Below are 23,843 nucleotides of genomic sequence, written 5' to 3'. Positions count from 1 at the left end.
TTATTCCAAATCTACCATCAAACAATACAAAAAAAGAATGTAGTAGATTTGTTTTACACAAATCTATCTACATTCTCTTTTTTTGAAAATCACTTCTCCCTATCCCTGATTCATTCTATTATTTAGTTTAATATACTCGCTCATAAATCTAGAAAACTTTCCTTTTATGTTTCTTTTAAAACAAATATCTATATTAGTTAAGTGCTCAATTAACTCTCTTGGCTCTAATCCTACGTATTCAATTTCCAATTCGTAATCAGTAATATTAAGGTATTTATTTAAGTCCAAACAAATCTCAACATTATTGCTCCAATTGCAGACTTTCCTTAAAGTTTGTAGCTCACTTAAATATTTTACATCTCCTAATTTACAACCACATAAATCCTCTAATTCTTTACTTGTAATGAGTGTTGGTAACTCTAAAATTTCTTTTTCATATTCCTTTTTAATATGCAAAGACTCCTTTTTTGATATAGGAATTTTAACTTGCAATAATAACCTTGATTTTTTCTCTCTTACACGTACTGTTATATCTTTATTTATTGTAAAATCATTTACATAGTAATAATTTTTCTGCTCTATTACTTCGTTCCATTTAAATTTTTTATCTATAATGTCATATTGAAATCTACTTAATAAAACTTTATTTTCCTGCTCTATCATCACTAACCTCCTTAAATTATTTTATTGCACTTTATGCAATATTTTTTCTAAAATCTAAATCATAATTTTATTTTTATAATTCATTCTTATATCTCATATTTTACTACTTTTTCTATTTTTATGTAAACCAAATAATTGTTTAGCTTTATACACTTTTTAATCCATTAATGTGACCAATACATACTAATTATAAACCACTCCACCATTATTAACGCTACTTCAATTTTTTAATATTGTGTTGATTTAAATGTGGTCTTATGCTAAAATTCTCATATATTTATTTTATAAATCACAAAAATATATTTTTTAGTTTTCTAGGGTTCCGCAACTTTTAGTTGGCAGGTCCGAGAGAAAACGCACAGTTATCTGTGTACACGGAAGGATAAAAGCCTGGGAGATATTTAATAATATTTCCATAGGCTTTTTTTATTTTCAATTTTTTAGTCAAAATAAATAATATAGGAGGTATTGTAATGAAAAAGTTTATTATTGAAGATTTCTTTTGGAATCTATTTCCTAATGCTAAAATTGGGGTTATTATCTGTAATGGCATAGATAATTCTATAAAGGATAAGGATCAATATGCAGAAATGATTTTAAATGCTGAAAAGAAAGCATTAACACATTTACAAAATCCAGAATTTGGTATTAACCCTGTAATAAAGGTATGGAGAGAAACATTCCAAAAATTTAAAACAAAGAAAGGTGCAAGATCATCCATAGAAGCACTACTTAAGAGAGTTCGTAATGGAAATCATATAGGAACTATTAATCCACTAGTTGATATCTATAACTCTATTTCGTTAAGGTATGCACTGCCTTGTGGTGGAGAGGATATAGACAAATTTGCAGGACCTATAAAATTAACTACAGCTGCTGGAGATGAAGAATTTATTCCACTTGGAACAGATGAAAACTCACCTCCATATGAAGGAGAAATAGTCTATAAAGATGATAATGGTGCAATTTGCAGATGCTTTAATTGGCGTGAAGCAGTAAGAACAATGCTTACTGAAAATACAAGTAATGCTTTTTTATGTATCGAATTGGTTGATGAAAATAGATTAACAGAATTTGAAAACGCCCTTAATGACCTATCAAAATCAGTACAGGATAATTTAGGAGGAACAAATAAAATTTCAATTTTGGATATTGATAATAAAGAGCTAGTAATAGAATAATTTTAGGAGGATAAAGGAATGAGTGGTTTTAGCTATAAAGATATTTATATTGAGGATGGAAAAAGGGTGCTAGAAGTAAACATACTTCCTGAAAAGCATTGTAATTTTGATTGCATATTCTGCCCTATTGGAAGATCACACAATAAGGTTGATACACAACAATCATTTGATGAAATAGATAATTCATTAAATGAATTAAACAATATGATAGAAGATAATAATGTAGAATTAGTTTTCATTAATTCAAAGGGTGAAGCCCTTGTAAATGACAAAATTGATGATGTTATAGACCTAATTAAAAGTAAGGGAGTACCAGTAAGGCTCTTATCTAATGGCTACATATTAGGTAGAGATGAATATATAAAAATAGTCAATAAGTGCGATGAAGTTATTGGAGAGATAAAGGCAATTACTGAAGAAGATTTTCAAAAAATCCAAAGGCCAATTCAGGGATACACTTTAGAAGAATATATCTCTAACATGGTTCTATTTAATAAGCAATATAAAGGTAAATTTATTTTAGAGGTAACAATTATAAAAGGTTATAATGACACAGATGAATCTATTAATAAGATTAAAGATGTTATTAACAAATTATCTCCAGACAAGATAATCGTTGGAAGAATGGAAGATGAAAGATTTAAGAAAAAACTTGGTATAACTGATGAAAGATTTGAGGAAATTTCAAAGGCATTACTAAATAGTTAGTTAAACTAATGTATAAAGGAATTATATTTCAAACAAGGAGTGATTGCTATGTTTAGAGAAATGCGAAGAAAAGACAGAGAACTCAAAAATGATGAGATTATTGAAGTCTTAAAGAATACTAGTTACGGTATTCTATCAACTATAAGTGAAAATGGTTATCCTTATGGTGTACCAATAAGTTATGTCTTCTTTAATGATTCAATATATTTTCATTGTGCTACTAAAGGACATAAGTTAGATAATATATTGAATAACGATAAAGTATCTTTTTGTGTGGTTGGCAACACCTGTGTTTTACCTGAAGAATTTAGCACAAAATACGAGAGTTTAATTGTATTTGGAAAAGCAATTGAAGTTTTTGATGATGAAAAAAATATGGCTCTTTTAGAAACTTTAAATAAGTATTCTCCAGACTTTATTGAACAAGGAAAAGAATATATTATTAAGGCAGGTAAAGCAACTAAGGTAATAAAAATTACTATAGATCATATTTCTGGAAAAGCAAGAAGATAGTTAAAGAAGATAAAATTCCAAATCAAAAATTTTTGGGGGGTAGGTTTATCCCCCCAAAAAACTACTTGTATCTTATCTTGTACCAGCTCATGTACTACCTTACTTTACGAAGAAATATGTCAAATACCGATATTATATCTTCCCCCATGGAAATTAATTAGATAGCAGCTATCAATATATTTTTCACATCTTCCTTTGTCATTTTCATATATCCAGTATTAGGCAAGAAAACTTTTTCTGTTATTCTATCTATATCTTCTTTTGGAATCCCTACTTCAGTTAATGTTATTGGAGCTCCAATTTTAACAAAATACTCTTTTGTCTTTTCAATACCTTCTAATGCAATCTCTTCATCTGTTTTATTGACTATATCAACACCCCAAACATTAATAGCATATCTTACAAATTTGTTTAATCCATGTTTATATACATACTTCATCCAACTTGGAAACACAATTGCAAGTCCTGCACCATGTGGGATATCGTAAAACGCTGATAATGAATGTTCTATTTGGTGACTTGTCCAATCTTGATTTTTTCCTAAACCAATAACTCCATTAAGTGCCATGGTACTACACCACATCAGGTTTGACCTTGCTATATAGTCAGTTGGATTTAGAAGTACTATTTCTAAATTTTCTATTACATTTTTAATAATAGCTTCACTTAAATCATAACTTAGATTTGAATCATTTGGTTCACTAAAATATTGCTCAAACACATGGGCTAAAATATCAATTGAACCATATATAGTTTGTTCTTTTGGTAATGTATAGGTATATGTTGGGTCTAGAATAGAGAACTTTGGATATAACATTTTGCTCATATATCCAATTTTCAAATTCTTTTCCCAATCCGTAACTACACTACCTAAATTCATTTCACTTCCTGTTGCTGGTATCGTTAAAATAACTCCCAAAGGGGTGGCATCATAACATTCTTCATTATTAATGAAAAAAGCTTTCCAAAAATCTCTATCTATTTTAGATCCAGCTGAGATTGCTTTTGAACAGTCAATAACACTACCACCACCAATAGCTAAAATAAAGTCTATATTATTTTCTTTACATATTTTAATTCCTTCATAAACCTTTTCTTTTCTTGGGTTAGACATGATTCCACTTAATTCAAAAACATTTTTATTTTCATTTTTTAATATCTTAATTACACTAGGATAAATCCCATTTCTCTTAATGCTTCCACCACCATAAGTTAAAAGAATGTTCTCTCCATAAGCTTTTAACTGTTCTGATAAATTTTCAATTGAATTTTCTCCAAAAAAAATTTTAGTTGGATTATAATAATTAAAATTATTCATAAGCTATCTCCTTATCATTTTATATTCTTTTATCTTTCAATAAGTTTTAAGTAGAAACTCCACTCCAAGTAGGTTGCCCTGTATATACTACAGCTTCTTCCTTGCCACATACTACCCTAAGAGCTCCAGCTGCAAGAGCTTCCATCTCAAATTCTCCAGCTATTGTCTTGACCACAGAAATCCAACTGATATATTCTTTTAACTTTGCCACTAGATATTGACTATTTGCTATTCCACCTGTCAAAATAATTGCATCTACTTTTCCTTTCAACACACAAGCTGCTGCTCCTACACTTTTACCAATTTGATAAATCATCGCATTATATACAAGTTTTGCATACTTATCGCCTGCTGCAATACGATTTTCAATTTCTTTGACATCGGCTGTTCCTAGGTGAGCAGTCAAACCACTTTCCTTTGACAATTTCTTGTACAAATCTTTTTCTGTAAATTCTCCACTATAACACATTTTCAATACCTTTATAGTGGGCAATGTTCCAGCTCTGGTGGGTGTCATAGGTCCATCACCATTAATAATATCATTTGAATCTATCATTCTCCCATTATGGTGTGACGTTACAGAAATACCTCCTCCAATATGACAAATAACAAGGTTACTTTCCTCATATTTTATATTATTTGCATTACAATACCTTAATGCAACTTCCTTCTGATTCAAGGTGTGGATTCTACTTTCTCTGTATATGCCATATAGTCCAGTAATTCTTGCAACTTCCTCAAATTCATCAACATCTGGAGGATTTACAACATAAGCCTTACCACCATATTTTTCTACAAAGATGTTGCAAATCTGAGCTGCCAGCTGTGCTGGATGCTGTCCTGACATTCCCTTACTAGCATGTTCAAGAAGTTTACTATTTATTATATATGTTCCTCCTTTAATTGGAACCAGACCACCTCCTCTTCCTACGAAGATGTCAATGTTTTTTATAAAAATTCCATTAGCCTTAAGTTCTTGCTCAATAATTTCTTTTCTATATACCAATTGATCCTGTATTTCTTTAAATTCTTTTAATTTATTAGTATCATGAGATACATTTTTACTAAACACTTTTTTTTCATTCTTAAATACTGCTATCTTTGTGGATGTTGATCCTGGATTTATAGCTAAAACCATGTAATCTTTCATTATATTACACTACCTTTCCCAATCAATAACCTTGTGCCACATATGCTGCAAGTACAATAGAATAATATTTGTCAGAAGCTTGAGCTGAACGGGATGTCACTATCACCGGAATTTTTGCACCAACTAATAAACCTGCAGTCTGTGCACCTGCAAATCCTGTTAAACACTTTATTAGTACATTTGCAGACACAAGATCCGGCATTAATAACAAATCTACATCTCCTGATACTGGACTTTCGTATTCCTTTATTTCTGCTGCTTCCTTGCTAGTTGCTAGATCAAATGAAATAGGTCCTTCTATAATGCATCCATGGATTTCTCCATCTTGATTCATTTGTTTTAAAGAATTTGCATCCACAGTTTCAGGCATTTTAGGGTTTATATTTTCAACAGGTGCCAAAACTGCTACCTTTGGTTTTTCAACACCCATTGTATTCAAAACATAAACCCCATTTAGCAGAATATCCTTCTTTCTTTCCAAATCTGGATATATATTGACTGCTACATCACTTATAGCAAGCAACTTATGATACTTTTCTGTTTCACAAAAGCCAACTACAGATATAGTTCCACCTTTCTTTAAATCATTTTCTTTTTTTAGAATTGCCTTCATCATAGTAGCTGTTTCCAGCTTTCCCTTCATAAGTACATCTGCAATACTTTCATGAACCATCTTGACTGCTATATCCAAACATTCATCAACATCCATTGCAGGTACGATTTTATAATCTGCAGCACTTTCACCCAACATTGTCAATATCTCCACAATTCTCTCTTCATTTCCTATCAACAAAGGAATTATCAAATTCTCTTTTTTTGCTTTTATTACTGACTCGAGAGTGTGTTTGTCATGGGCAGCCACCACTGCAATCTTGCTTTTTTTTTCTATACTTTGAACATTTTTAACTAAATCTTGAAAACTCTTAATCTGCATTTTTTCTATCACTCCTTGTATATATCTAGCCCTAAACCATGCCTCTATTATCCATTATTTTGTTACAAAAGATAATTTCCACCATCTGCCATACAAAATCTTCTTCTTCTTACAAATGATTGTGGTCCTGTTACCCCTTCACCTGTTGGTGTAGCAATAGTAGGTGCATTTGTTCCAGTACCGCCAATACCAAATGCTGCCATTGTCCCGCCATTTTGAACAAAAATGGTTGTATTTATAACTTTTCCAAAAGCAGTTACTCTGTTGATATCATTTGACCAAATAGATGCGGAATGTTTGCAATCATGCTCTGCTGCAACTGCTCTTTCCATTGCTTCTTGGAAATCTCTGCAACGTACAATAGGAATAATAGGCATCATCTGCTCAGTCTGAACTAAAGGATCATCATTCTGTGCTTCAAAAATAGCTATTCTAGGATCAATATCAATCTTAATACCTGCTGCATTTAAGATTACATTTGCGTGTTTACCAACATACTTTTTATTTGCAACATAATTGCCATTTGGTGATTTTACAACACAAATATCTGTTAATTTTTTTCCTTCTTTAGTATTTACACGATAAGCACCTACTGCTTCTAACTCTTTCATAAAGTTATCAAATATAGCATCTACTACAAATATCTCTTTTTCTGCTATGCAAAGTAAATTGTTATCAAAAGAGGATGATCCATAAATTCCTGCTGCCGCTTTTTTTAAATCAACTGTTTCATCAACGATTGATGGTGGATTACCTGGACCAGCTGCAATAACCTTCTTACCTGAGCTCATAAGTGTTTTAACCATTCCAGGGCCACCTGTTCCTACCAATAATTTAACTGATGGATGTGCCATAATTTCATCAAGTGTATCTAAAGTAGATTCTCTTGGCATGGTAAACAAATTAACAGGTCCACCAGCTTCATTAATGGCTTTGTTTACTAAATGTACTGTTATGGCTGAGGTTTTCTTAGCTGAAGGATGTACATTAAATACAACTGCATTTCCAGCTGCAACATTAGCAATAGCATTTCCTACAATTGTAGCAGAAGGATTTGTTACAGGTGTAACAGCCCCTACAACACCAAATGGTGCATAATATTCTACTGTAAGTCCCTTATCAGAGGCATACATGTTATGTGGAATAGCTTCTGTACCTTGAGATAGCATAACTGCACCTGTGTTTTTTTCTACTTTATCTTCAACTCTTCCGTAACCTGTCTCATCAAATTCCATCTGACCAAGCATCTCTATGTTTTCCATTATATTTTTACGGATACTGTCTATAAAACGATTTCTATCCTCCAGTGTATATTTAAGCACTAGCTCCTTTTGTGCAACTGTGGCTGCTACGCATGCTTCTGTTGCTGTTTCAAATACTCCTAACTGTCTCATAATTTTTTTCCTCCTATTTTTAATAAATTTAAATTATTTCTTACCTACATGTTTAATGTTTATATTATTGTTAATTTTCATAAGAACACGTTTATATATTTCTATTTCTTCAATTGCAACACCAGATATAATTATTTCAAAAAGACTTCCAAAAAATGGCTCGATCTTCTTCTTAAGACTTACCCCCTTATCTGTTAAATTTAAACAAAAAGCTCTTTTATCTTCTTTACTAGGTTGTCTTACAACCAATCCTTTTCTTTCTAAAATATTTAAAATCCTTGCTAAAGTTGGTTCATCCTTATCTACTTTATGAGCTAATTGCTTCTGGTTAATTTTATTTTCCTGGGATAATTTCAATAATACATTCCATTGTTCAAGAGTAATATCAAATACTTCAAGTTTTGAATTCAAAAAATATATTATTTTTTTATTAGTTTGATTTGTAATCTGTCCTATAGATTCATACATACATTCACCTCCGTATACTTGTTGTAACAATAATTGATATGCTTATTATATGCTTATTACCATTTATTGTCAAATATATATGTATGTTTATATATTTAGATTAAATATCTACCAAAAACCATATAATATTTAATATCTTTTTTAGTATGTATTTCTTACCTATACCATGTTGGTAGTAATATAAACTATTGAACACATTAAGATTAATAGATAGATAAAAAAGTATAAGAAAACACATAAGAATTCAATTATCTGTATACTTGAATTCTTATGTGTTGTTATTTTCCCCCATTATTACAGCCGTTTTTTGTTCCATTGCTACCCAAACCTCTAGCTGTATAAAAGTTATTCCCCCCCCCAAGAATCTTAACATACAAAAAGAGTGGCTTATACCACTCTTTAATTATTTCTATAGAAATTAAATTTGTTTCTATATTGCACTTAATATCTTTTATTTATTATATTGTATAGGTACACTTCTTAAATATGTTAGTTCCAATTACCATCTTCTTTTTTGTGAATTTACAGTTTAGCTCTCTGCTCTCAATAAACTCTTTTGTTACATTTACAAGAAGTTGCTTCTGCTCTAATTGAACTAAGTAATAGGCTGACATATTGTTTAAAGAATCTGCCATCTGCAATACCCCAGGCTGTACTAGAAAATCAATAATATTTTCAATGAAACTCAGTTTCTTAAGACGTATCAAGGGATATATAATTGCTGCCTTTGGATACTTAGCTCTCACTGCAGCATCATATCTAGAACGGAATTTGCCAATCTTTTCATAATCCTTAATGTTGATAGTTTCTTTTACTACGGAACTCAATAGATTTTCTCCATCATCTAATAAATAATCAATACTAACTCCAAACAACTTGGATATATTTTGAATATTCCCAATATCAGGCATACCTCTATCTGCTTCCCATTTGGTAATGGCTTGTCTTGAAACACATAATTTTTCTGCTAGTTCTTCCTGTGTGAGACTAGCCTTCTTTCTACATTCTTTTATTTTCTTGCCTATACTCATTTTTTATTTAACCTCCTTGTTTATGTGTAAGACTATTATAATGATTATTACCCATAAAAAACAAGAAATACTAGATTACATTAATGATACGCTCTGTAGCATAGCATTATTATCAACCTTTTAATAATTAGAATACACTTGATTTAGAATATTGGAATATCAACACCTGATATTACTTTAACATTATTTTCATATGAATATTCTGAATGAAGGATTGTGAACTCACTTCTATTTGTAATGAAGTAATCTGTCTTTTTAAACATACTTCTCTCATTTTCTTTATTTTCTATACAAATACTAATACTACACATAGAGTTCTCAGTTACTAATTGTTCATCTATAAATTCACTAAGCAAATTGATTAAATTCATATTATTATTTGCAAATTCTTCATCAATGTATAAAATTAACAAATGGTCTGTTTTTAACTTAAAATTATTTATGAATTCTTTAATTACTCTTTCCCAAAGAGAATATTGTTCTGTAAAATCCATAAAAAATAGATATGTATTCTCCTTTTTTGGTATTTCAATATCTTTAATTTTTTTATTATTCTCTAATGCCTCATTATAAAACTTATTACAAAAATCAACGATATTTCTACTTTTAAAGAATTCTCTATTTTCTTTAATCCTTTCATCGCTCCAATTCCACCATTGAATAGTAAGAAGCTTTTCTATTATCTCTTCACTAAATCTATATTTTATTATCTTTGCAGGATTTCCTCCTACTATTGCATATGGAGGGACATCGTTAACAACATGTGAGTTAGCTGCTACAATTGCTCCATTATGAATTGTTACTCCTGCCATAACAGTTACATCATGACCTAACCATACATCATTTTGAATTAATATTTGTCCCTTTTCCTTATATCCACCTTCATAGTTATGCTCATTATTTTCTTTAAATAACTTTGATGTTCCTGTTGATAAATTAAGATAATCGTGCCCTAATCCCATAGTAAAACCCACACCGTGTGCGATTGAAACAAATTGACCTATGTGTAAATTATGAACAGCGTACCCTTTTGATATAGTAAGCTGAACTCCACTAGTAATTTCCCCATCTACTATATAAGAGTCTCTCCCAACACACACTGTAGGAAATGTACTTCCATTACTCATATTAATGTAGTGTCTTTTAGTTTCCGTATTTTTTTCAACTGGTACTGAAAAATTAATAACCATACTTTACCTCTTTTTTATTTATGTTAAAGCTATTTTGTACAAGTTATCTTACTGCTTTTTGCAATGATAATTTATATCATAATGCTCCCTATTATATAATACATTATCGGATGATTCTTCACTCGTGCTGTTTGTGAAATATTTCTGTATTGTTTGTGAAATGTTGCTGTATCTTTTAATCAAGTAGTATTAATATGTATTTTTCATCAATATCTGTATAATATTCTTACAATAAATTGTATACTTATTGTATATGTTAAAAGATTTGCTATTACTATAAAGAGTATATTAGATAGTAAATATAATTTGAGAGGTATATAATGAATTACAATTTTAATGATATAAAAACTTCAAGTACATGGGTAAAAATAAAAAAGATAGAATATGGCTGGTCATCTGATGAAAAATACTGCATAGAAGATAATAAAAATATCAAATACTTACTTCGTATATCTACTGCTGATATTTACGAGAAAAAAAAGAAAGAATTTGAAATCATTAAGAAATTTAACACATTTGATTTTCAAATGTCTAGAGCAATAGAATTTGGATATTTTAATGAACATAAAAATGTTTATATGCTTTTAAGTTGGGTAGAAGGTTGTTCCCTTGAAGAAAAGCTACATTCTTTACCTGAAATAGAACAATATCAACTTGGCTTATATTCAGGTAAGATTTTAAAACAAATTCACAGCATTCCAGTTGATCTTCAAGATGTTCCTTCGGTAAATAGAATTTCTAAAAAATTATTACAGTTACAAAGGTATGAAGATTCATCTGTCCGAATCCCAAATGATGAAATTGCCATAACATTTGTTAAAAACAATATTGATATGTTGTGTAAGTCATCCCCTGTTTATGAACATGGTGATTTTCATGTTGGAAACTTAATATACACACCTGACAAAAGAATTGGAGTTATAGATTTTAACCGTTGGAAATGTGGAGATAAATATGAAGAATTTTATAAAATTCAAAGCTTTGATATAGACCACAGTATTGCCTTCTCAATAGGACAAATCCAAGGATACTTTACTGGAAATCCTCCAATTGATTTTTGGAAATCACAAGCAGTATATGTTGCACATGCATCTTTATATTCAATTAAATGGGCAGAAGAATTTGGACAGAAAGATATCGATGGAATGACCAAACGTTGTCTTGAAGCATTCCATCATTATGATAATTTCAACTTGACAATTCCTAAGTGGTATTTAGAAAATAAAGATAAATATAGGATAGACTTTAAAAGCCTATCCTAATAACTTTGATTTGCTAATTTTCTCTTTACTACGATCTATGAGTATCATAAACTCCCTTATACACTAGCAACATTGCCAATCATAGACTACTTTTGAAAAATCCTTATTCTTCAATACTTTTTAAATATGGATATACACCTAATTTACTCTCCTATGGTTTTGTTTCTTCCAGTTTAAAACTTATCTCATTACTATACCTAGAAGTTTTTCTTATTATATTTTCATGCTCTTTTAAAATCTCAGGAATTCCATATTTAATCATTTCTTATCTCCCCCATAGGATATTTTCCCTTTATTATAACTCTTTTTAAGATACCTCACTATATATTGTAAATATATATCTTTTAGTACGCTTATGCAAATTAATATTTACTTATGGTACGATTCTCCTTAATAATGATATAGCCTTTCACCTTATATTAAGCCAATTTCTTTTATTTCTAATCTGATATGGCTTCCAATAGTCATTAAAATAATCAAAAAACTCTGTTAACACAGGCATCCTATAATCTACTTTTTCTATCTCATTTATTTTATAATACAAAATTTTAATAATTTCGAATACATATTGAACTGAATAACCTTGAATTATATCCATATTTATCTCTTCATTTGCTACTTGAGCAGAACTAACCAATTCCTCTCCTTTTAAATTATGCATTAATGTCATACTTACATTATCTATATATTTAGCTAACTCTTGCTGTTTTCTTGACATACATCGTTCTTTTCCGGAAGCTTTTAATATATTATTTTGTATCATAGCCCAATGTTCTAATACATCTCCATGCTCTTTATTCTTTCCAGTCTTATTCATTATTATATCTAAATTGTAATATCTAGAATATCCCGCAAACACGTCTAAGAATTCCAATATATCTTTATGTATTCCTTCTAGTTTTTTGATTCCAATATAATCCCATAATTTAACTAAGTTATGACTTAATTTCTTTAATTCGTTCCCTGTTGGAAAGTTACCATTGTGATCAGCTCTATATGCACTAATGTATATTATTTTTAACATTCTCTCGAATCCAATTGATAAAGAAAAAAATGCTTGATAATACTCCCCCTTTAATACTATATTTGCTCTTCTTAATGAATTTAATCCACTTACTAGCATTGCCTTTGTCAGATGAGCTTCATTTGCTAACAAATTTTCTTTCTCAGTAAATATCATAAACATACCTCCCTACAACTTCTGTAATAATTAAAATATTCTGCCTTTATGTTTTATATCTATACTTCAAAATACAAGACCATATTTAAGAGCCTCTCTTCTGTTATCAAATACTGTAATTATAGGAAGATCCTCAATTATTCTCTTACCTTTCTCTGATTTTGCTTTTAATGCCTCAATATTAGTAAAAAACTATTTTGCCTAGAATTGAATTTAATATTAATATGCTTTTTTAAGACAATTCATATTCACGGCATTTTTGTATTATTGATACATATTGGCTAATCTCATTGTATAAAACATGTAGTTTCTTCAAATACATTTCAGCTAGTTGCTTTTGCATATATATAATTTCTTCTCTGTTAGATATTTCTTGCGGTACATCTCCCTCTGAAATTAAGATATATGTACGAGCAACATCATATTGCCATGGCCCATGACATACATTCATAAAATCAATCACTAAGACTTTGCCATTTTTATCTACCCAAATGTTCCCTGGATGATAATCTCCATGACATAAACAATTTCCCTCTGGTAAACCTTCTATTTCATTATATATATCTATATTATCATTTGTTTTTTTACCAATACATAATTGAAGGAATTCTTTATATGACATCACTTCGCAAGTATGATATCCTAATATTTTCTTATGCAAGTCAGCTATTTGATTAACCAGAAAGTTCACATCATTATCTTGAAGTAATTTTTCCAACATAGATTGTCCCTGAATCCTGCTATAGATTATTCCTGTACGCACTCCAACATGCACAATTTCATAAACTTGAGGCATGGGTATGCTCATTGTTTGCATTAATTTTGCATTATTGTATTCACGTTCAATAGCGCTATTAGGATATCCTTCATAAAACAATTTGCATACCTTATCATCCAGTTGTTCTAGAACCTCTGCTGTATTTCCCCTACCAATAACTCTCATAATTAATTCCAGCCCCCATATCTATCTGTAATAACTACTTTAAATTATTTATTAATATTTTTAAGACTTTCTAATTACTAATAATCTCTTCCACCAGAAGCATACTCATTCATATATATATCTAGTACACCTCTTGATGGTTGAATCATCGCATCTTCATAATGGCATTTCCACTGTACATTTCTATCCATTTTACCAGCTGTTATTCCATCAACAGTTTCTCCACTTTCTATAGGGTTATTATTATCATAAATATAAGAAAGTAAATTATAAGCATGATTAACAATCCAGTTTTGGTCAATACCATGAAAATGATATTGTAAATCCGGTAAATACAATGTACTCATTCCAATGGTATCTACCATCATGTCATTAGTTCCTTCAATATTAAAGAAGCGAACATTAACCGCAAAATAGATAAAACGGCTCTCTCTTTGAATTTTATGCTCACGGATTTGTGCTGCAGTAAACATCTTGCCAGATGTTTGAAATAGAATTGCCTCACATTGTGGATACATTTCCACAAGAGCTTCCATATAGTCCATTAGCATATCCCCACGTTCTTTATATTCCATTCCACGAGCCAACATATCCATAGCACTAACCTGATATTTACATTCTGCTAAAATCCTATCCCTATCTTCCATGCAATCCCACATCTGACTTTTAGTAAACTCATCGATCTTATGCTCTTCTCTATCTGTACAGCCAGTTATCATAAGTTGAACTGGCATTAAACCTTCTTCAAATTCTAATTTATGCTTCTTTACCGCAAAACCACAAATATCTTTATTATGACAGAAACATTCCACATCACCCAAATGTTTTTGCATAACTGAAGTCATAATTTCCTTATTAGGCATGTCGCATTTCTCTCTCATTAACAAATGTATAACAAATACAGAACCTGGTGATTCTTTATGACTTAGATCTTGCTGAAATACATCATGTGTTTTCTCTTGTTTCTTAAACTTATCAAATAATCCCATACATTCTCCTTCTATTCACTTTGATAATATATATTTAATCCTTGGTTGTATTTCCAAAAATCACTAAAGTAATTATAACATAAGCTAATGATATAAAAAGCATCATTTCCTTAACTTTAATACTTAAAAAAATTCTTTTAATTTTGTTTCTCAATTGTAATTACATATATTATAATGAAATAAATGTTATAATCAGATATAAATTATGCTGAAGTAAGCGTTATCTAACTAAAATAATTATTTAGGAGACAATTATGTGTACAAGTTTTATTTATCGAGGACAAGATACGATTATTGGAATGAATTTTGATAACAATGGCATGAAATATTCTATTGATACTAAAAATCCTAACTGGTTTACTGTGCAAGTTGATGGAGGTCGTGGAAAATATCCATCATTTGGAGTGGATCGTTTTGGTAGGTTCTTTAATAATCTTGTAGTTAATTCAAATGGAAAAGGTTTATACAGAAGACCAAGCAAAAAAGTTACTCATACAACTAAACTTATAACAGATATACTTAAAGGAGTAATTTCCACTGAAAACTTAGAAGAATATTTAAGAAATGTTGAAGTTGTTAATGTTCCAGATTGGAGTTGCCATAATATGATTTGTGATTCCAATGGTAATGCTTGGGTAGTAGAACCTGGTCGTGGTAATATAAGTAGCCCAGCTAAGTCTTCACCATTTTTTGTTATGACAAATTTCTCATTATGGGATTATTTAAATGAAAATGTTGAATGCAATTGTGATAGGTTCAAATCAGTAACGAGTGCATTTGAAAAAGCAGAACAAGTAAATGTTGAAACAGCATTTAGTATACTTGATTCTGTAAGTCAAAGAAATGGAGAATGGATTACTACATTTTCTATGGTCTACTCAAAGAATTTAAATACAGTATATTATTGTTTAAATGGTGATTTTAATGAACGGTTTGAATATAAGTTTTTATTATCCTAAAGTTTGTGCTAGCAAATACTAATATAATTTGCTAGCCTCTTCACATAGCTTTTTTACTTTTGGATTAATTGTAGCTACCATGAGCAATCCCCTTTTAATTATTCTATTATTCAACTTTTCTATAATTTTTAAGTAGTCCTCTTTTGACATCTTGATTAATTCATCTAAATCATTTATTTTATTATAATCATCCTTATATATAAAATAATTTTCTGCATCAAACCATTTTTTCCATTCAATCATCATGTCCTTGTTTACTCTCTTATTTATAAAAGATAAATTATCCACTTTATTTATTAGAATATCAAGAAAATCAGATATACTTTTTGTAGTGCCTTTAATGCTATTAAAAAGTGAATTGGGACATGGCATGAAATTTCCAAAACTATGAGTAAGTGATGCAAATCTTTGAATATGTACATTTTTATTAGCCTCTTGAAATTCCATATAATGCTCACTCAAATATTTATTAGAATAGGCTCTTTGTCCTAGCATACCTTGAACCATTATCACATTACTATCACTTATTCTAAATTTTTCTGGATAAAACTTTGTTAATGAAAGTAAATAAACATACAAAAAAGAAGTAATAATATCATGATATTCTTCATTATCCCAATTTAATGCCCTGTATATATTATTTGCTCTAATACTGTTTTCTATATGAATACCCTTTAAATTCTTCCAATCAAAGATTAATTTAATATTATCATTATGCTCACTATTTAATTCAAATTTCTTAAAATCAAACTGAGCCAACCTTAGAACATCTTCTCTTGAAGATTGTTCATTTAATTTTTTAATTTCTTTAACTATATCATTCATAAATTATGCTCTCACTCTAAATCTTGATTTGTCTATCATAATGTAATTTTTTATTTCTTATAATACTGAAACATCTTTTGATAAAGTTCTCTTGTTTGTCTTTCATCTCCATACGACAAAGGATCATCAGCATAAGACATAGTCCAAAATGGTTCTTTATTCGCAATATCAGATGGCAACACTCTCCATAATGAGTACATTTTTGATCCAAAGATTCGTATATCCATAGCATCTTTATAATAAATTTCTTCTAACCTACTGAGCAAAAAGCAGCCAAAGGTATCATAATCAACATTATTACCTAAACAGTAGTTAAAAATAATTTTAATTGTACCTTCCATATCTAAAGTTCCCCACTCTAATTCTAATAGCAAATCATTATCAGGATGTTTTAAAAAAAGCTCATCAAGATATTCATTATATTCTGCATCCGACACTAATTCCAAATGCAACAAAATAGCATATGATAATAATACTTCAATCATAATATCTTCTCCACAAATTACCATTTAGTAGTTATTTTTGTCACTATTAATTTACATTTCCTATGAATTAATTAGTAATTATTATATCTCACATAAATTATTAAAATAAGTAAGGCAATAGTATATTGCTGCATTACTTATTTTTTACATATTATACATAGATATAGTTGAACACTTTTTTCAATTTCGTTGAAGTTAAAGGCAAATGGGTCTGGTCTATTACTTTGAATTAAACCAGAATTAGTATTTTCTAATGTAAATTTAGCTTTTTTAAAAATTTTTTTAATGTATCAACTTTAAGTGCTTGTACTATTGCTTCAATTGTCGAGACTGCCAAATAACCTTCATTTATCATTTGTTTATGATATTTCTCTGGTTTACTAATTCCACACTCATACAAAAAATATTTTACATATGCAGTAACAGTTTCTTTCTTTTTAAATAATCTACTTAAAATACCCATTTGTTCTTCATCCTCTCCCAAAACTTCTATTCGTTTTTCAGCACTTCATCCTTGTATCTCCAACAAAATCCTCCTGCATGCTTCTGCATCCCTTTGGCAGCATCTCTTATACTCTTAGAATTAACTCCTGTCTCTCTAACTGCTGATGCTACCGTTTCATATTCTTGAATAATTGTTCCATCATCATTTAATTGAATAATTCCTCTACCAACTCTTTTCCTATTTGAACACATACTTTCATTATTATTTGTATTTTCAGGCATCTTCTTCTGTTTCGCTAATACTTTATTTTTTTTCTTTTCTTCTTTCTCTCTTTGCTTTTCTTCTATTACTCTTTTCTTTTCCTGTTCAATTGCTATATTATTTTTTATTCTCTGTTCTGCTGAAGAAAGTAATCCTTCTATTTCACTATTCTCAATTTTGGTTAACATTGCTATGCATTCTTCTGCAGACTTTTTTGCACGTTCTCCATTATCCAAATAATAATTCATAGCTTTATAGCATTCTTTAAAAGAACTTACTATAAATGAAGATAATATATTTAAATCAAAAGGACTTTCAAGAAATACCCTTACGAAATCACTTCCACCTTCACTTTTAGTGCACGGTTCTTGTGAAAGCTCTAATCCATTTGCAGACTTTTTATCGATGATTATGTATTTTCCCTTTTTAGCTATTTTAAATTTTAAAAACGAATATAGACACGAAACATCAATATAGTTTCCACTATTCTTCCTATATCTTATCCAACTTACATCCTCACCATTATCTCTAATAATTTTTTGGATATACCCGCATATTTCAAGTTCTTCTTCACTAGGCTTAATCTTTTCCATATTCTTTCTTTGTTCATTGATTTCCTCGTCTAATTTAAACAATATATTACAAAGGATTTTCCCACATATTTTAGCATCCGATAAAGCCCTATGCGCATTATCATTTGCTAAACCAAGATGTTTTTCAATTGTACCTTGTTTATAATTTGTAAGTCCTTTAATATGTTTTCTAGATAAACTAAGAGTGTCAACATAATCAAAACTTGCATCTACCCCCATTCTTTTTAATGTACTTATAAGAAATCTGAAATCAAAACTTGCATTGTGTGCACACATAATTATTTTTTTCTGAGAAGCCTCCCCTAAAAAATCTAATAATTTAGGATAAACTTCATTCTCCTTTGGAGCTGTACTAATCATTTGATTTGTAATATGATTTACTTTAGTTGCAGCACTCGGAACATTAATTTGTGGATTTACTAATGTGCTAAATTCCTCCGTAGGCTGACCATCTATAAATCGAACAGCACCTAATTCAATAATCCTATCATATTCAGAATTTAGGCCTGTTGTTTCAACATCAAATGCAATAAATGATCTATGCAACATTTCTATTGTTTTTGAATTTATATTTATAACATCAGCACTTACATTACCTTGATGAACAACCTGGTCTTCCACATTCTGTATTGATAAATTTTGTAGCTTAACATCTGATTTCTTTCTTTTTTTCTTAAATATATCGAAAAAACCCATAGCCTTCTCCCCCCCTATTTTTAACTGAATTACTCATAAGTTCATTAACTATATATTACTCTTTTGTTTTCCTCAATTCCACTGATAATCCAATTAATTCACAAACTACTCTCTTTTTATTTTGGTTCTCCACATATACGCTTCCCCGTCCAGTTATATCTGACTTGATTCTCTATGATCCTCATTCGGTAACTTTAATCTTAAATCTTAAGTATCTGATTAATAGTCTGCCTCATAATACTTACGTCTATCTTAGTTTTTATTGTTGGCTCTGTTAGATATAATTGTTGATTTATAGTAATAATAATAGGTAGTTAAATTTAAACTACCTATTGCTTGTCTATTTAATAACTTTAGATATATAAATCCATTAATATTTCATCATAATAATCACCATTAATATTAAAGAAATTTTTATGAACGCCTACTTCTACAAATCCATGCTTTTTATACAGTTTAATGGCATTATGATTATCCTCTTTAACACCAAGACTAATATTCTTTATAGATTTATTATCTTTTGCAAATTTTATTAACTGCTCTATAGCAAAACTACCAACTCTGTTTCCCCAATATTCTTTTTTTACTGAAATTGCGAGTTCACTATTATGACCTATTCTTTGTCTGTTCTCACTACTTATTTGAGAAACACTCACAATTCTATTATCAATTACACCTAACAACATAAGAGAGTTTTTATCTTTATTAATATTTTCGATATATGCTCTCTCTTGTTCAATTGTAAGTTTAAACTCACCTTCTCCAAAAAGTAAATTATTACTTTCTCCACCAACAATATTCAAATATTCAATAATATCGTTAGCATCGTCTACTGTTGCCTTTCTCAAAATTAATTGTGATCCATTCTTCAATTCAACTTTATCAATAATATTGTCAATATGTTTTATGCTCATAAACTCAACCCCTTTGAAAATTATTATAACTATAACACCAGCATAAATATATAATATTATATACAAATTTAGGCATATTAACAACTTTTTGTTGCATAAACAAGAGTTCTGTTTTTATACTCATAATGTCCTCTCATTATTCTTTTATGGTCTAATGCAAGGTTCTTAGCAAATTGAATATTACTATTTGCGTTATTCAATATTAATCCTTTTTGTCTTTATTTTGTAATATAATTGCATTGTACCAAAATTATACAAACAAAAAAATTTTCATCTATAGAAAGCAGTTTATCTTGATGATACTTTTGAAAAATATTAATGAGAAATTGAAAGATAATAGAAAAGATCATACATACAAATAAATATGCCAAGTTTTTAAAAAGAATCGATTTAGATGCTGTTAATAAAATGCGTAATGATGAATTACAGAAATATCACTTTTTAAATTATGATTTAGGAGAGGACTTCGTACATAACAGCTTTGGATTCTGTATAGAAAAGGATAAGAAAGTATTATCAGCTTGTACCCCATGTTTACTATCAAAAAAATCAGCTGAAATTTCTATAATAACAAATTCTAATTTTAGAAAGAAAGGTCTTGCTGCTCTTGTAGCTGCAAAATTTATTTTATATTGTCTTGATCATGATTTAACCCCTCATTGGGATGCTGCAAATTATCCTTCATATTTACTAGCTCAAAAATTGGGGTATAAATTTATTGGTGAATATAAAATATATTATCTAAAATAATCGCAAGTAGATATTTATTTGAGTTCTCCAACTCAATTTATTATTTTTACTATCATATGAGAAATACCATTCATATAAAATGGATAGTATTGTCTCATATCTAATAGTTTTATTTCTTCCATGCTGGAAGTTTATCTAACATCTCTTTTGCTACATTATTTGCAGCACTCCCATCTAATCCTTGAGTTTTTATAATATACCCTGTCATAGATTCTAACTTTTCCTCATAAGATTGCATTGTTCCATCTGGTTTTGCACAATAAATACAATAATCTTTGCTCTCATCTTCCATTGCATAATCACTTTGAGTTCTCATTGGCATTCCACAAGCTATACATGTTTTCATATTATTTTTCCCCTTTCTATTTTTTTAGTAAATTTAAAAATAATAATCTTTTCCAATCTTCTTGTCCAAAATATGCTGTAATATATCTCATCTCAATGTACTAAAAATTTAAAGCCTACAACCATAAAAATAGCTTCCAATAAAACCATACATACATTTAATATTAAGGCAATATAACCTATTTTATTCTTATTTAGCTTTAAAGAAAGTACTGATAAAAACAGCCCTATAGGACATAAATAGAAGGGTAAAAAATATGCTCCTGTTGAAATTTTTATATAAGGTATAAATTTTAATGGTATATCTACAATTACCATGATTGTAAATAATATTATAACTAATGATACTTTTGAAAATATATCACTTAACTTTTTATTATTTTTCAACATAAACTTCCCTCAATTAAAATGTTGGGTCACTAGTATTAGTTATACTTGACCAATCAGCATCAAAATATACAGTATCATTTCCATTTACCCACTGATTTGCATCTTTTGATAGCGCTATTTTTCCATTCACATTAACTTCTAAAGAATCTAAATACCATGCTTGTCCAATTGAATAATCTTTATGTTTCTTTTCAAGCCATACCTTGTCAACTAAATTAGGTGAAAAATCCATATCATTTATATATAAGTAATACTCATCATTATCTCCATTTTCAAAGTCATTATAAAATGCTTTATCTAACTTCCATTCTTTAGTATCACCAGTTTTTAATTTAATACCAAAATATATATCATCATCAGTTCCTGCACCAGATTTTGTTCCTGTTTTCACTATAGCTGTAAGTGAACTAATTGGAGATTCACTTGCTCCAACATCCAAGTTCCATCTATCAGTAAAATTACTATACTCTCCACTTTCAGCCTGTTCTAGTAATTTGGTGCATTGATTTTCTGCTGTAGAAAAAGCTTTATTTAATCTATCTTTTCTTCCATTTTCATTAAGATAATCTACAGCAACTTTATAATCAGTGTAGGTATATCCTATACCACTATTTAAACCTGCTAATAAAACATTACACCATCCATTTTCTTCTGATGTTGACGCTGAAGTATTATAAATTTTTTGTGAAACATTATTCATTAAATCAAAAGGAATACTTCCGGTTTTAGAATATATATTTGCCAAATTTTTATTTATATATAAATTCTGATCTTGGTTTCCTAATGTAGTCCAAACATATGGATCTGCCATTTTCTCTAATTCGCTATGTTTACTACGTGTATCTTCATTATCTAAATACACACCACATTCTGGATTAACATAAATTCCATGACAAGCTAAATCACCACTTACATGAGATACCCATCCACCTGCAAAAGCTATTTTTTTCTTATCTCCAGAATCTAGTGCTTCTTTTAATTGTTCTTTAGCAAAACTGCCTACTTTATAATAGTGATATCTATCAGCCCATGGTGCATATCCCCCAAGTTCAGATGGTTGAAAATATCCTAAATCAGGGCCGAGCGATCCCCAAGCTGCTATATTAGGATATTCTCTTAGTGCTTGTCCTATTATACTTGCTGAAGACAGATTACTTTTTACTTTCTGAATTAATGCATAATGTGCTGCTGGTTGGAATGACTTAGCTTCTTTTGAATCTATGCTCAAAACCCCCAATACAACTATGCACCCTATAATTGATCTTATAATTTTTTTCATTCTAAAATCCCCCTCTTTACACACTTTTTTGGTGCAAATTTTTTCTCAACTTTTCTCGAGTGTTTTTTGTTAAATTATAGTTTTTTTAATACTAATTGTCAATATTTCCTCTTTTTATATTTAAACAGTTTTGGTTATTTAAATCTATCTATCCATACTTTTACATATATTTCACGTTTTTCAATTACCTTTTTATATTAACAATCGTCAAATTAAATCATCTTCCCATATACAATTAAATTACATTTTATTGTATTTATGGTAAAATAAATTTACTTATATTTTTAAGGAGTGAAAAATTTTGAGTATATTACAAACAACAAACTTGAGTAAATCTTATGGTAATAATGAAAATATGGTTAATGCTTTAAATGAAATAACACTAAATATTGAAGAAGGTGAGTTCATTTCAATAGTAGGAACTTCTGGATCTGGAAAAAGTACTTTACTTAATATGCTAGGAGGTCTTGATAGGCCAAGCAGTGGTAAAGTCTATATTAATAATAAAGATATCTTTGAGATGAAAGATGATGACTTGACTATCTTTAGACGAAGAAACATCGGCTTTATATTTCAAAATTACAACCTAATGCCAATTTTAAATGTGTATGAAAACATAATTCTTCCACTTGAACTCGATGATAAGAAAGTAGATAAAAAGTACTTAGAAGATGTAATAGATACATTGGGATTAAGTTCCAAAATTAATAATTTACCAAATAAATTATCTGGTGGACAACAACAGCGTGTAGCTATTGCTAGAGCACTAGTCACAAAGCCTTCAATAATTTTAGCGGATGAACCTACTGGAAACCTTGACAGCAAAACTGGAAGTGAGGTTCTTAATTTTCTTAAGTTATCCATAAAAAAATTCAACCAAACTTTAGTCATGATAACTCATAATGAATCCATGGCTGAAATGGCTGATAGGATAATTAGAATTGAGGATGGAAAACTAAAATTATAGGAGGGAAAAC

General features: G+C 29.4%; 26 protein-coding genes and 1 riboswitch. Of the genes, 7 read left to right on the top strand and 19 right to left on the bottom strand.

Going from position 1 to position 23,843, the window contains the following annotated elements:
• Positions 1–99: 99 nt before the first annotated feature.
• Positions 100–663 carry a CYTH domain-containing protein gene (locus H9661_RS14220; RefSeq protein ID WP_191769497.1) on the bottom strand — a complete coding sequence of 188 codons (564 nt, stop codon included), beginning with the start codon at positions 661–663 and terminating at the stop codon, positions 100–102.
• A 303-nt stretch (positions 664–966) separates the two neighbouring features.
• A riboswitch (guanidine-I (ykkC/yxkD leader) is annotated at positions 967–1,062 on the top strand.
• A gap of 74 nt (positions 1,063–1,136) precedes the next feature.
• Here H9661_RS14220 and H9661_RS14215 point away from each other — a divergent pair.
• Genes H9661_RS14215 through H9661_RS14205 form a run of 3 tightly spaced genes read left to right on the top strand, consistent with a single transcriptional unit; the run spans position 1,137 to position 3,065 of the window.
• Positions 1,137–1,844 carry a B3/B4 domain-containing protein gene (locus H9661_RS14215; RefSeq protein ID WP_191769495.1) on the top strand — a complete coding sequence of 236 codons (708 nt, stop codon included), beginning with the start codon at positions 1,137–1,139 and terminating at the stop codon, positions 1,842–1,844.
• An 18-nt stretch (positions 1,845–1,862) separates the two neighbouring features.
• Positions 1,863–2,552, top strand: a complete 690-nt coding sequence (locus H9661_RS14210; RefSeq protein ID WP_191769493.1) for a radical SAM protein — start codon at positions 1,863–1,865, stop codon at positions 2,550–2,552.
• 48 nt (positions 2,553–2,600) lie between these two features.
• The gene (locus H9661_RS14205; protein ID WP_191769491.1) at positions 2,601–3,065 is read left to right on the top strand and encodes a pyridoxamine 5'-phosphate oxidase family protein; all 465 of its coding nucleotides are present in this window, start codon (positions 2,601–2,603) and stop codon (positions 3,063–3,065) included.
• 157 nt (positions 3,066–3,222) lie between these two features.
• On the opposite strand, the gene H9661_RS14200 is transcribed toward H9661_RS14205, so the two are convergent.
• The 7 genes from H9661_RS14200 to H9661_RS14170 all read right to left on the bottom strand — a co-directional run bounded on the left by H9661_RS14200 (position 3,223) and on the right by H9661_RS14170 (position 10,550).
• Positions 3,223–4,383, bottom strand: a complete 1,161-nt coding sequence (locus H9661_RS14200) for an iron-containing alcohol dehydrogenase (protein ID WP_191769489.1) — start codon at positions 4,381–4,383, stop codon at positions 3,223–3,225.
• 46 nt (positions 4,384–4,429) lie between these two features.
• Positions 4,430–5,533: a butyrate kinase gene (buk, locus tag H9661_RS14195; RefSeq protein ID WP_143317750.1), complete on the bottom strand. Its 1,104-nt coding sequence runs from the start codon at positions 5,531–5,533 to the stop codon at positions 4,430–4,432.
• A gap of 22 nt (positions 5,534–5,555) precedes the next feature.
• On the bottom strand, positions 5,556–6,467 hold the full coding sequence (locus H9661_RS14190; protein WP_191769487.1) for a phosphate acyltransferase: 912 nt from the start codon (positions 6,465–6,467) through the stop codon (positions 5,556–5,558).
• Positions 6,468–6,529: 62 nt separating this feature from the next.
• Positions 6,530–7,861 carry an aldehyde dehydrogenase gene (locus tag H9661_RS14185; RefSeq protein WP_191769485.1) on the bottom strand — a complete coding sequence of 444 codons (1,332 nt, stop codon included), beginning with the start codon at positions 7,859–7,861 and terminating at the stop codon, positions 6,530–6,532.
• 33 nt (positions 7,862–7,894) lie between these two features.
• Positions 7,895–8,329, bottom strand: coding sequence for a MarR family winged helix-turn-helix transcriptional regulator (locus H9661_RS14180; RefSeq protein WP_143317747.1), 435 nt, complete (start codon positions 8,327–8,329; stop codon positions 7,895–7,897).
• Between the two features lie 458 nt (positions 8,330–8,787).
• The gene (locus tag H9661_RS14175; RefSeq protein WP_191769483.1) at positions 8,788–9,360 is read right to left on the bottom strand and encodes a helix-turn-helix domain-containing protein; all 573 of its coding nucleotides are present in this window, start codon (positions 9,358–9,360) and stop codon (positions 8,788–8,790) included.
• 143 nt (positions 9,361–9,503) lie between these two features.
• Positions 9,504–10,550, bottom strand: coding sequence for a CatB-related O-acetyltransferase (locus H9661_RS14170; RefSeq protein ID WP_143317745.1), 1,047 nt, complete (start codon positions 10,548–10,550; stop codon positions 9,504–9,506).
• 320 nt (positions 10,551–10,870) lie between these two features.
• Between H9661_RS14170 and H9661_RS14165 the strand changes: the two genes are divergently transcribed.
• A complete protein-coding gene (locus tag H9661_RS14165; protein WP_191769481.1) occupies positions 10,871–11,812 on the top strand; it encodes an aminoglycoside phosphotransferase family protein in 942 nt (313 codons plus the stop codon).
• A gap of 409 nt (positions 11,813–12,221) precedes the next feature.
• Here the strand turns inward: H9661_RS14165 and H9661_RS14155 are convergent, their stop codons facing one another.
• From H9661_RS14155 to H9661_RS14145, 3 genes are all read right to left on the bottom strand, one after another.
• Positions 12,222–12,992 (bottom strand): hypothetical protein, encoded by a 771-nt coding sequence (locus H9661_RS14155; protein ID WP_191769479.1) that lies wholly within the window; start codon positions 12,990–12,992, stop codon positions 12,222–12,224.
• Between the two features lie 232 nt (positions 12,993–13,224).
• Complete coding sequence (locus H9661_RS14150) at positions 13,225–13,935, bottom strand: aminoglycoside phosphotransferase family protein (protein WP_191769477.1); 711 nt, start codon at positions 13,933–13,935, stop codon at positions 13,225–13,227.
• 77 nt (positions 13,936–14,012) lie between these two features.
• Positions 14,013–14,924, bottom strand: coding sequence for a DUF4261 domain-containing protein (locus H9661_RS14145; protein WP_143317741.1), 912 nt, complete (start codon positions 14,922–14,924; stop codon positions 14,013–14,015).
• Between the two features lie 254 nt (positions 14,925–15,178).
• Here H9661_RS14145 and H9661_RS14140 point away from each other — a divergent pair, with 254 nt between their 5' ends.
• Positions 15,179–15,883, top strand: a complete 705-nt coding sequence (locus H9661_RS14140) for a hypothetical protein (protein ID WP_191769475.1) — start codon at positions 15,179–15,181, stop codon at positions 15,881–15,883.
• Positions 15,884–15,901: 18 nt separating this feature from the next.
• Here H9661_RS14140 and H9661_RS14135 read toward each other — a convergent pair whose 3' ends face one another.
• The 5 genes from H9661_RS14135 to H9661_RS14115 all read right to left on the bottom strand — a co-directional run bounded on the left by H9661_RS14135 (position 15,902) and on the right by H9661_RS14115 (position 20,102).
• Positions 15,902–16,708, bottom strand: a complete 807-nt coding sequence (locus tag H9661_RS14135) for a hypothetical protein (RefSeq protein ID WP_191769473.1) — start codon at positions 16,706–16,708, stop codon at positions 15,902–15,904.
• A gap of 50 nt (positions 16,709–16,758) precedes the next feature.
• Complete coding sequence (locus H9661_RS14130; RefSeq protein ID WP_191769471.1) at positions 16,759–17,193, bottom strand: hypothetical protein; 435 nt, start codon at positions 17,191–17,193, stop codon at positions 16,759–16,761.
• A gap of 250 nt (positions 17,194–17,443) precedes the next feature.
• A complete protein-coding gene (locus tag H9661_RS14125) occupies positions 17,444–17,656 on the bottom strand; it encodes a hypothetical protein (RefSeq protein WP_143317737.1) in 213 nt (70 codons plus the stop codon).
• Between the two features lie 26 nt (positions 17,657–17,682).
• Complete coding sequence (locus H9661_RS14120) at positions 17,683–19,188, bottom strand: exonuclease domain-containing protein (RefSeq protein WP_143317736.1); 1,506 nt, start codon at positions 19,186–19,188, stop codon at positions 17,683–17,685.
• Between the two features lie 353 nt (positions 19,189–19,541).
• On the bottom strand, positions 19,542–20,102 hold the full coding sequence (locus H9661_RS14115) for a GNAT family N-acetyltransferase (RefSeq protein WP_143317735.1): 561 nt from the start codon (positions 20,100–20,102) through the stop codon (positions 19,542–19,544).
• A gap of 333 nt (positions 20,103–20,435) precedes the next feature.
• Between H9661_RS14115 and H9661_RS14110 the strand changes: the two genes are divergently transcribed.
• Entirely contained in the window at positions 20,436–20,852 is a 417-nt protein-coding gene (locus tag H9661_RS14110; RefSeq protein ID WP_341480433.1) for a GNAT family N-acetyltransferase, read from the top strand.
• Positions 20,853–20,961: 109 nt separating this feature from the next.
• Here H9661_RS14110 and H9661_RS14105 read toward each other — a convergent pair whose 3' ends face one another.
• The 3 genes from H9661_RS14105 to H9661_RS14095 form a co-directional block, all read right to left on the bottom strand.
• Positions 20,962–21,198, bottom strand: a complete 237-nt coding sequence (locus tag H9661_RS14105) for a zinc ribbon domain-containing protein (RefSeq protein ID WP_191769466.1) — start codon at positions 21,196–21,198, stop codon at positions 20,962–20,964.
• Between the two features lie 92 nt (positions 21,199–21,290).
• On the bottom strand, positions 21,291–21,587 hold the full coding sequence (locus H9661_RS14100; protein ID WP_143317732.1) for a hypothetical protein: 297 nt from the start codon (positions 21,585–21,587) through the stop codon (positions 21,291–21,293).
• 13 nt (positions 21,588–21,600) lie between these two features.
• A complete protein-coding gene (locus H9661_RS14095; RefSeq protein ID WP_191769464.1) occupies positions 21,601–22,866 on the bottom strand; it encodes a zinc dependent phospholipase C family protein in 1,266 nt (421 codons plus the stop codon).
• 301 nt (positions 22,867–23,167) lie between these two features.
• Between H9661_RS14095 and H9661_RS14090 the strand changes: the two genes are divergently transcribed.
• Positions 23,168–23,833 carry an ABC transporter ATP-binding protein gene (locus H9661_RS14090; protein WP_191769462.1) on the top strand — a complete coding sequence of 222 codons (666 nt, stop codon included), beginning with the start codon at positions 23,168–23,170 and terminating at the stop codon, positions 23,831–23,833.
• The last annotated feature ends 10 nt before the right edge of the window (positions 23,834–23,843 follow it).

It is taken from the genome of Clostridium cibarium, from assembly GCF_014836335.1.
Lineage (GTDB): Bacteria > Bacillota > Clostridia > Clostridiales > Clostridiaceae > Clostridium > Clostridium cibarium.
This window is presented reverse-complemented; position numbering and strand designations above follow the sequence as displayed.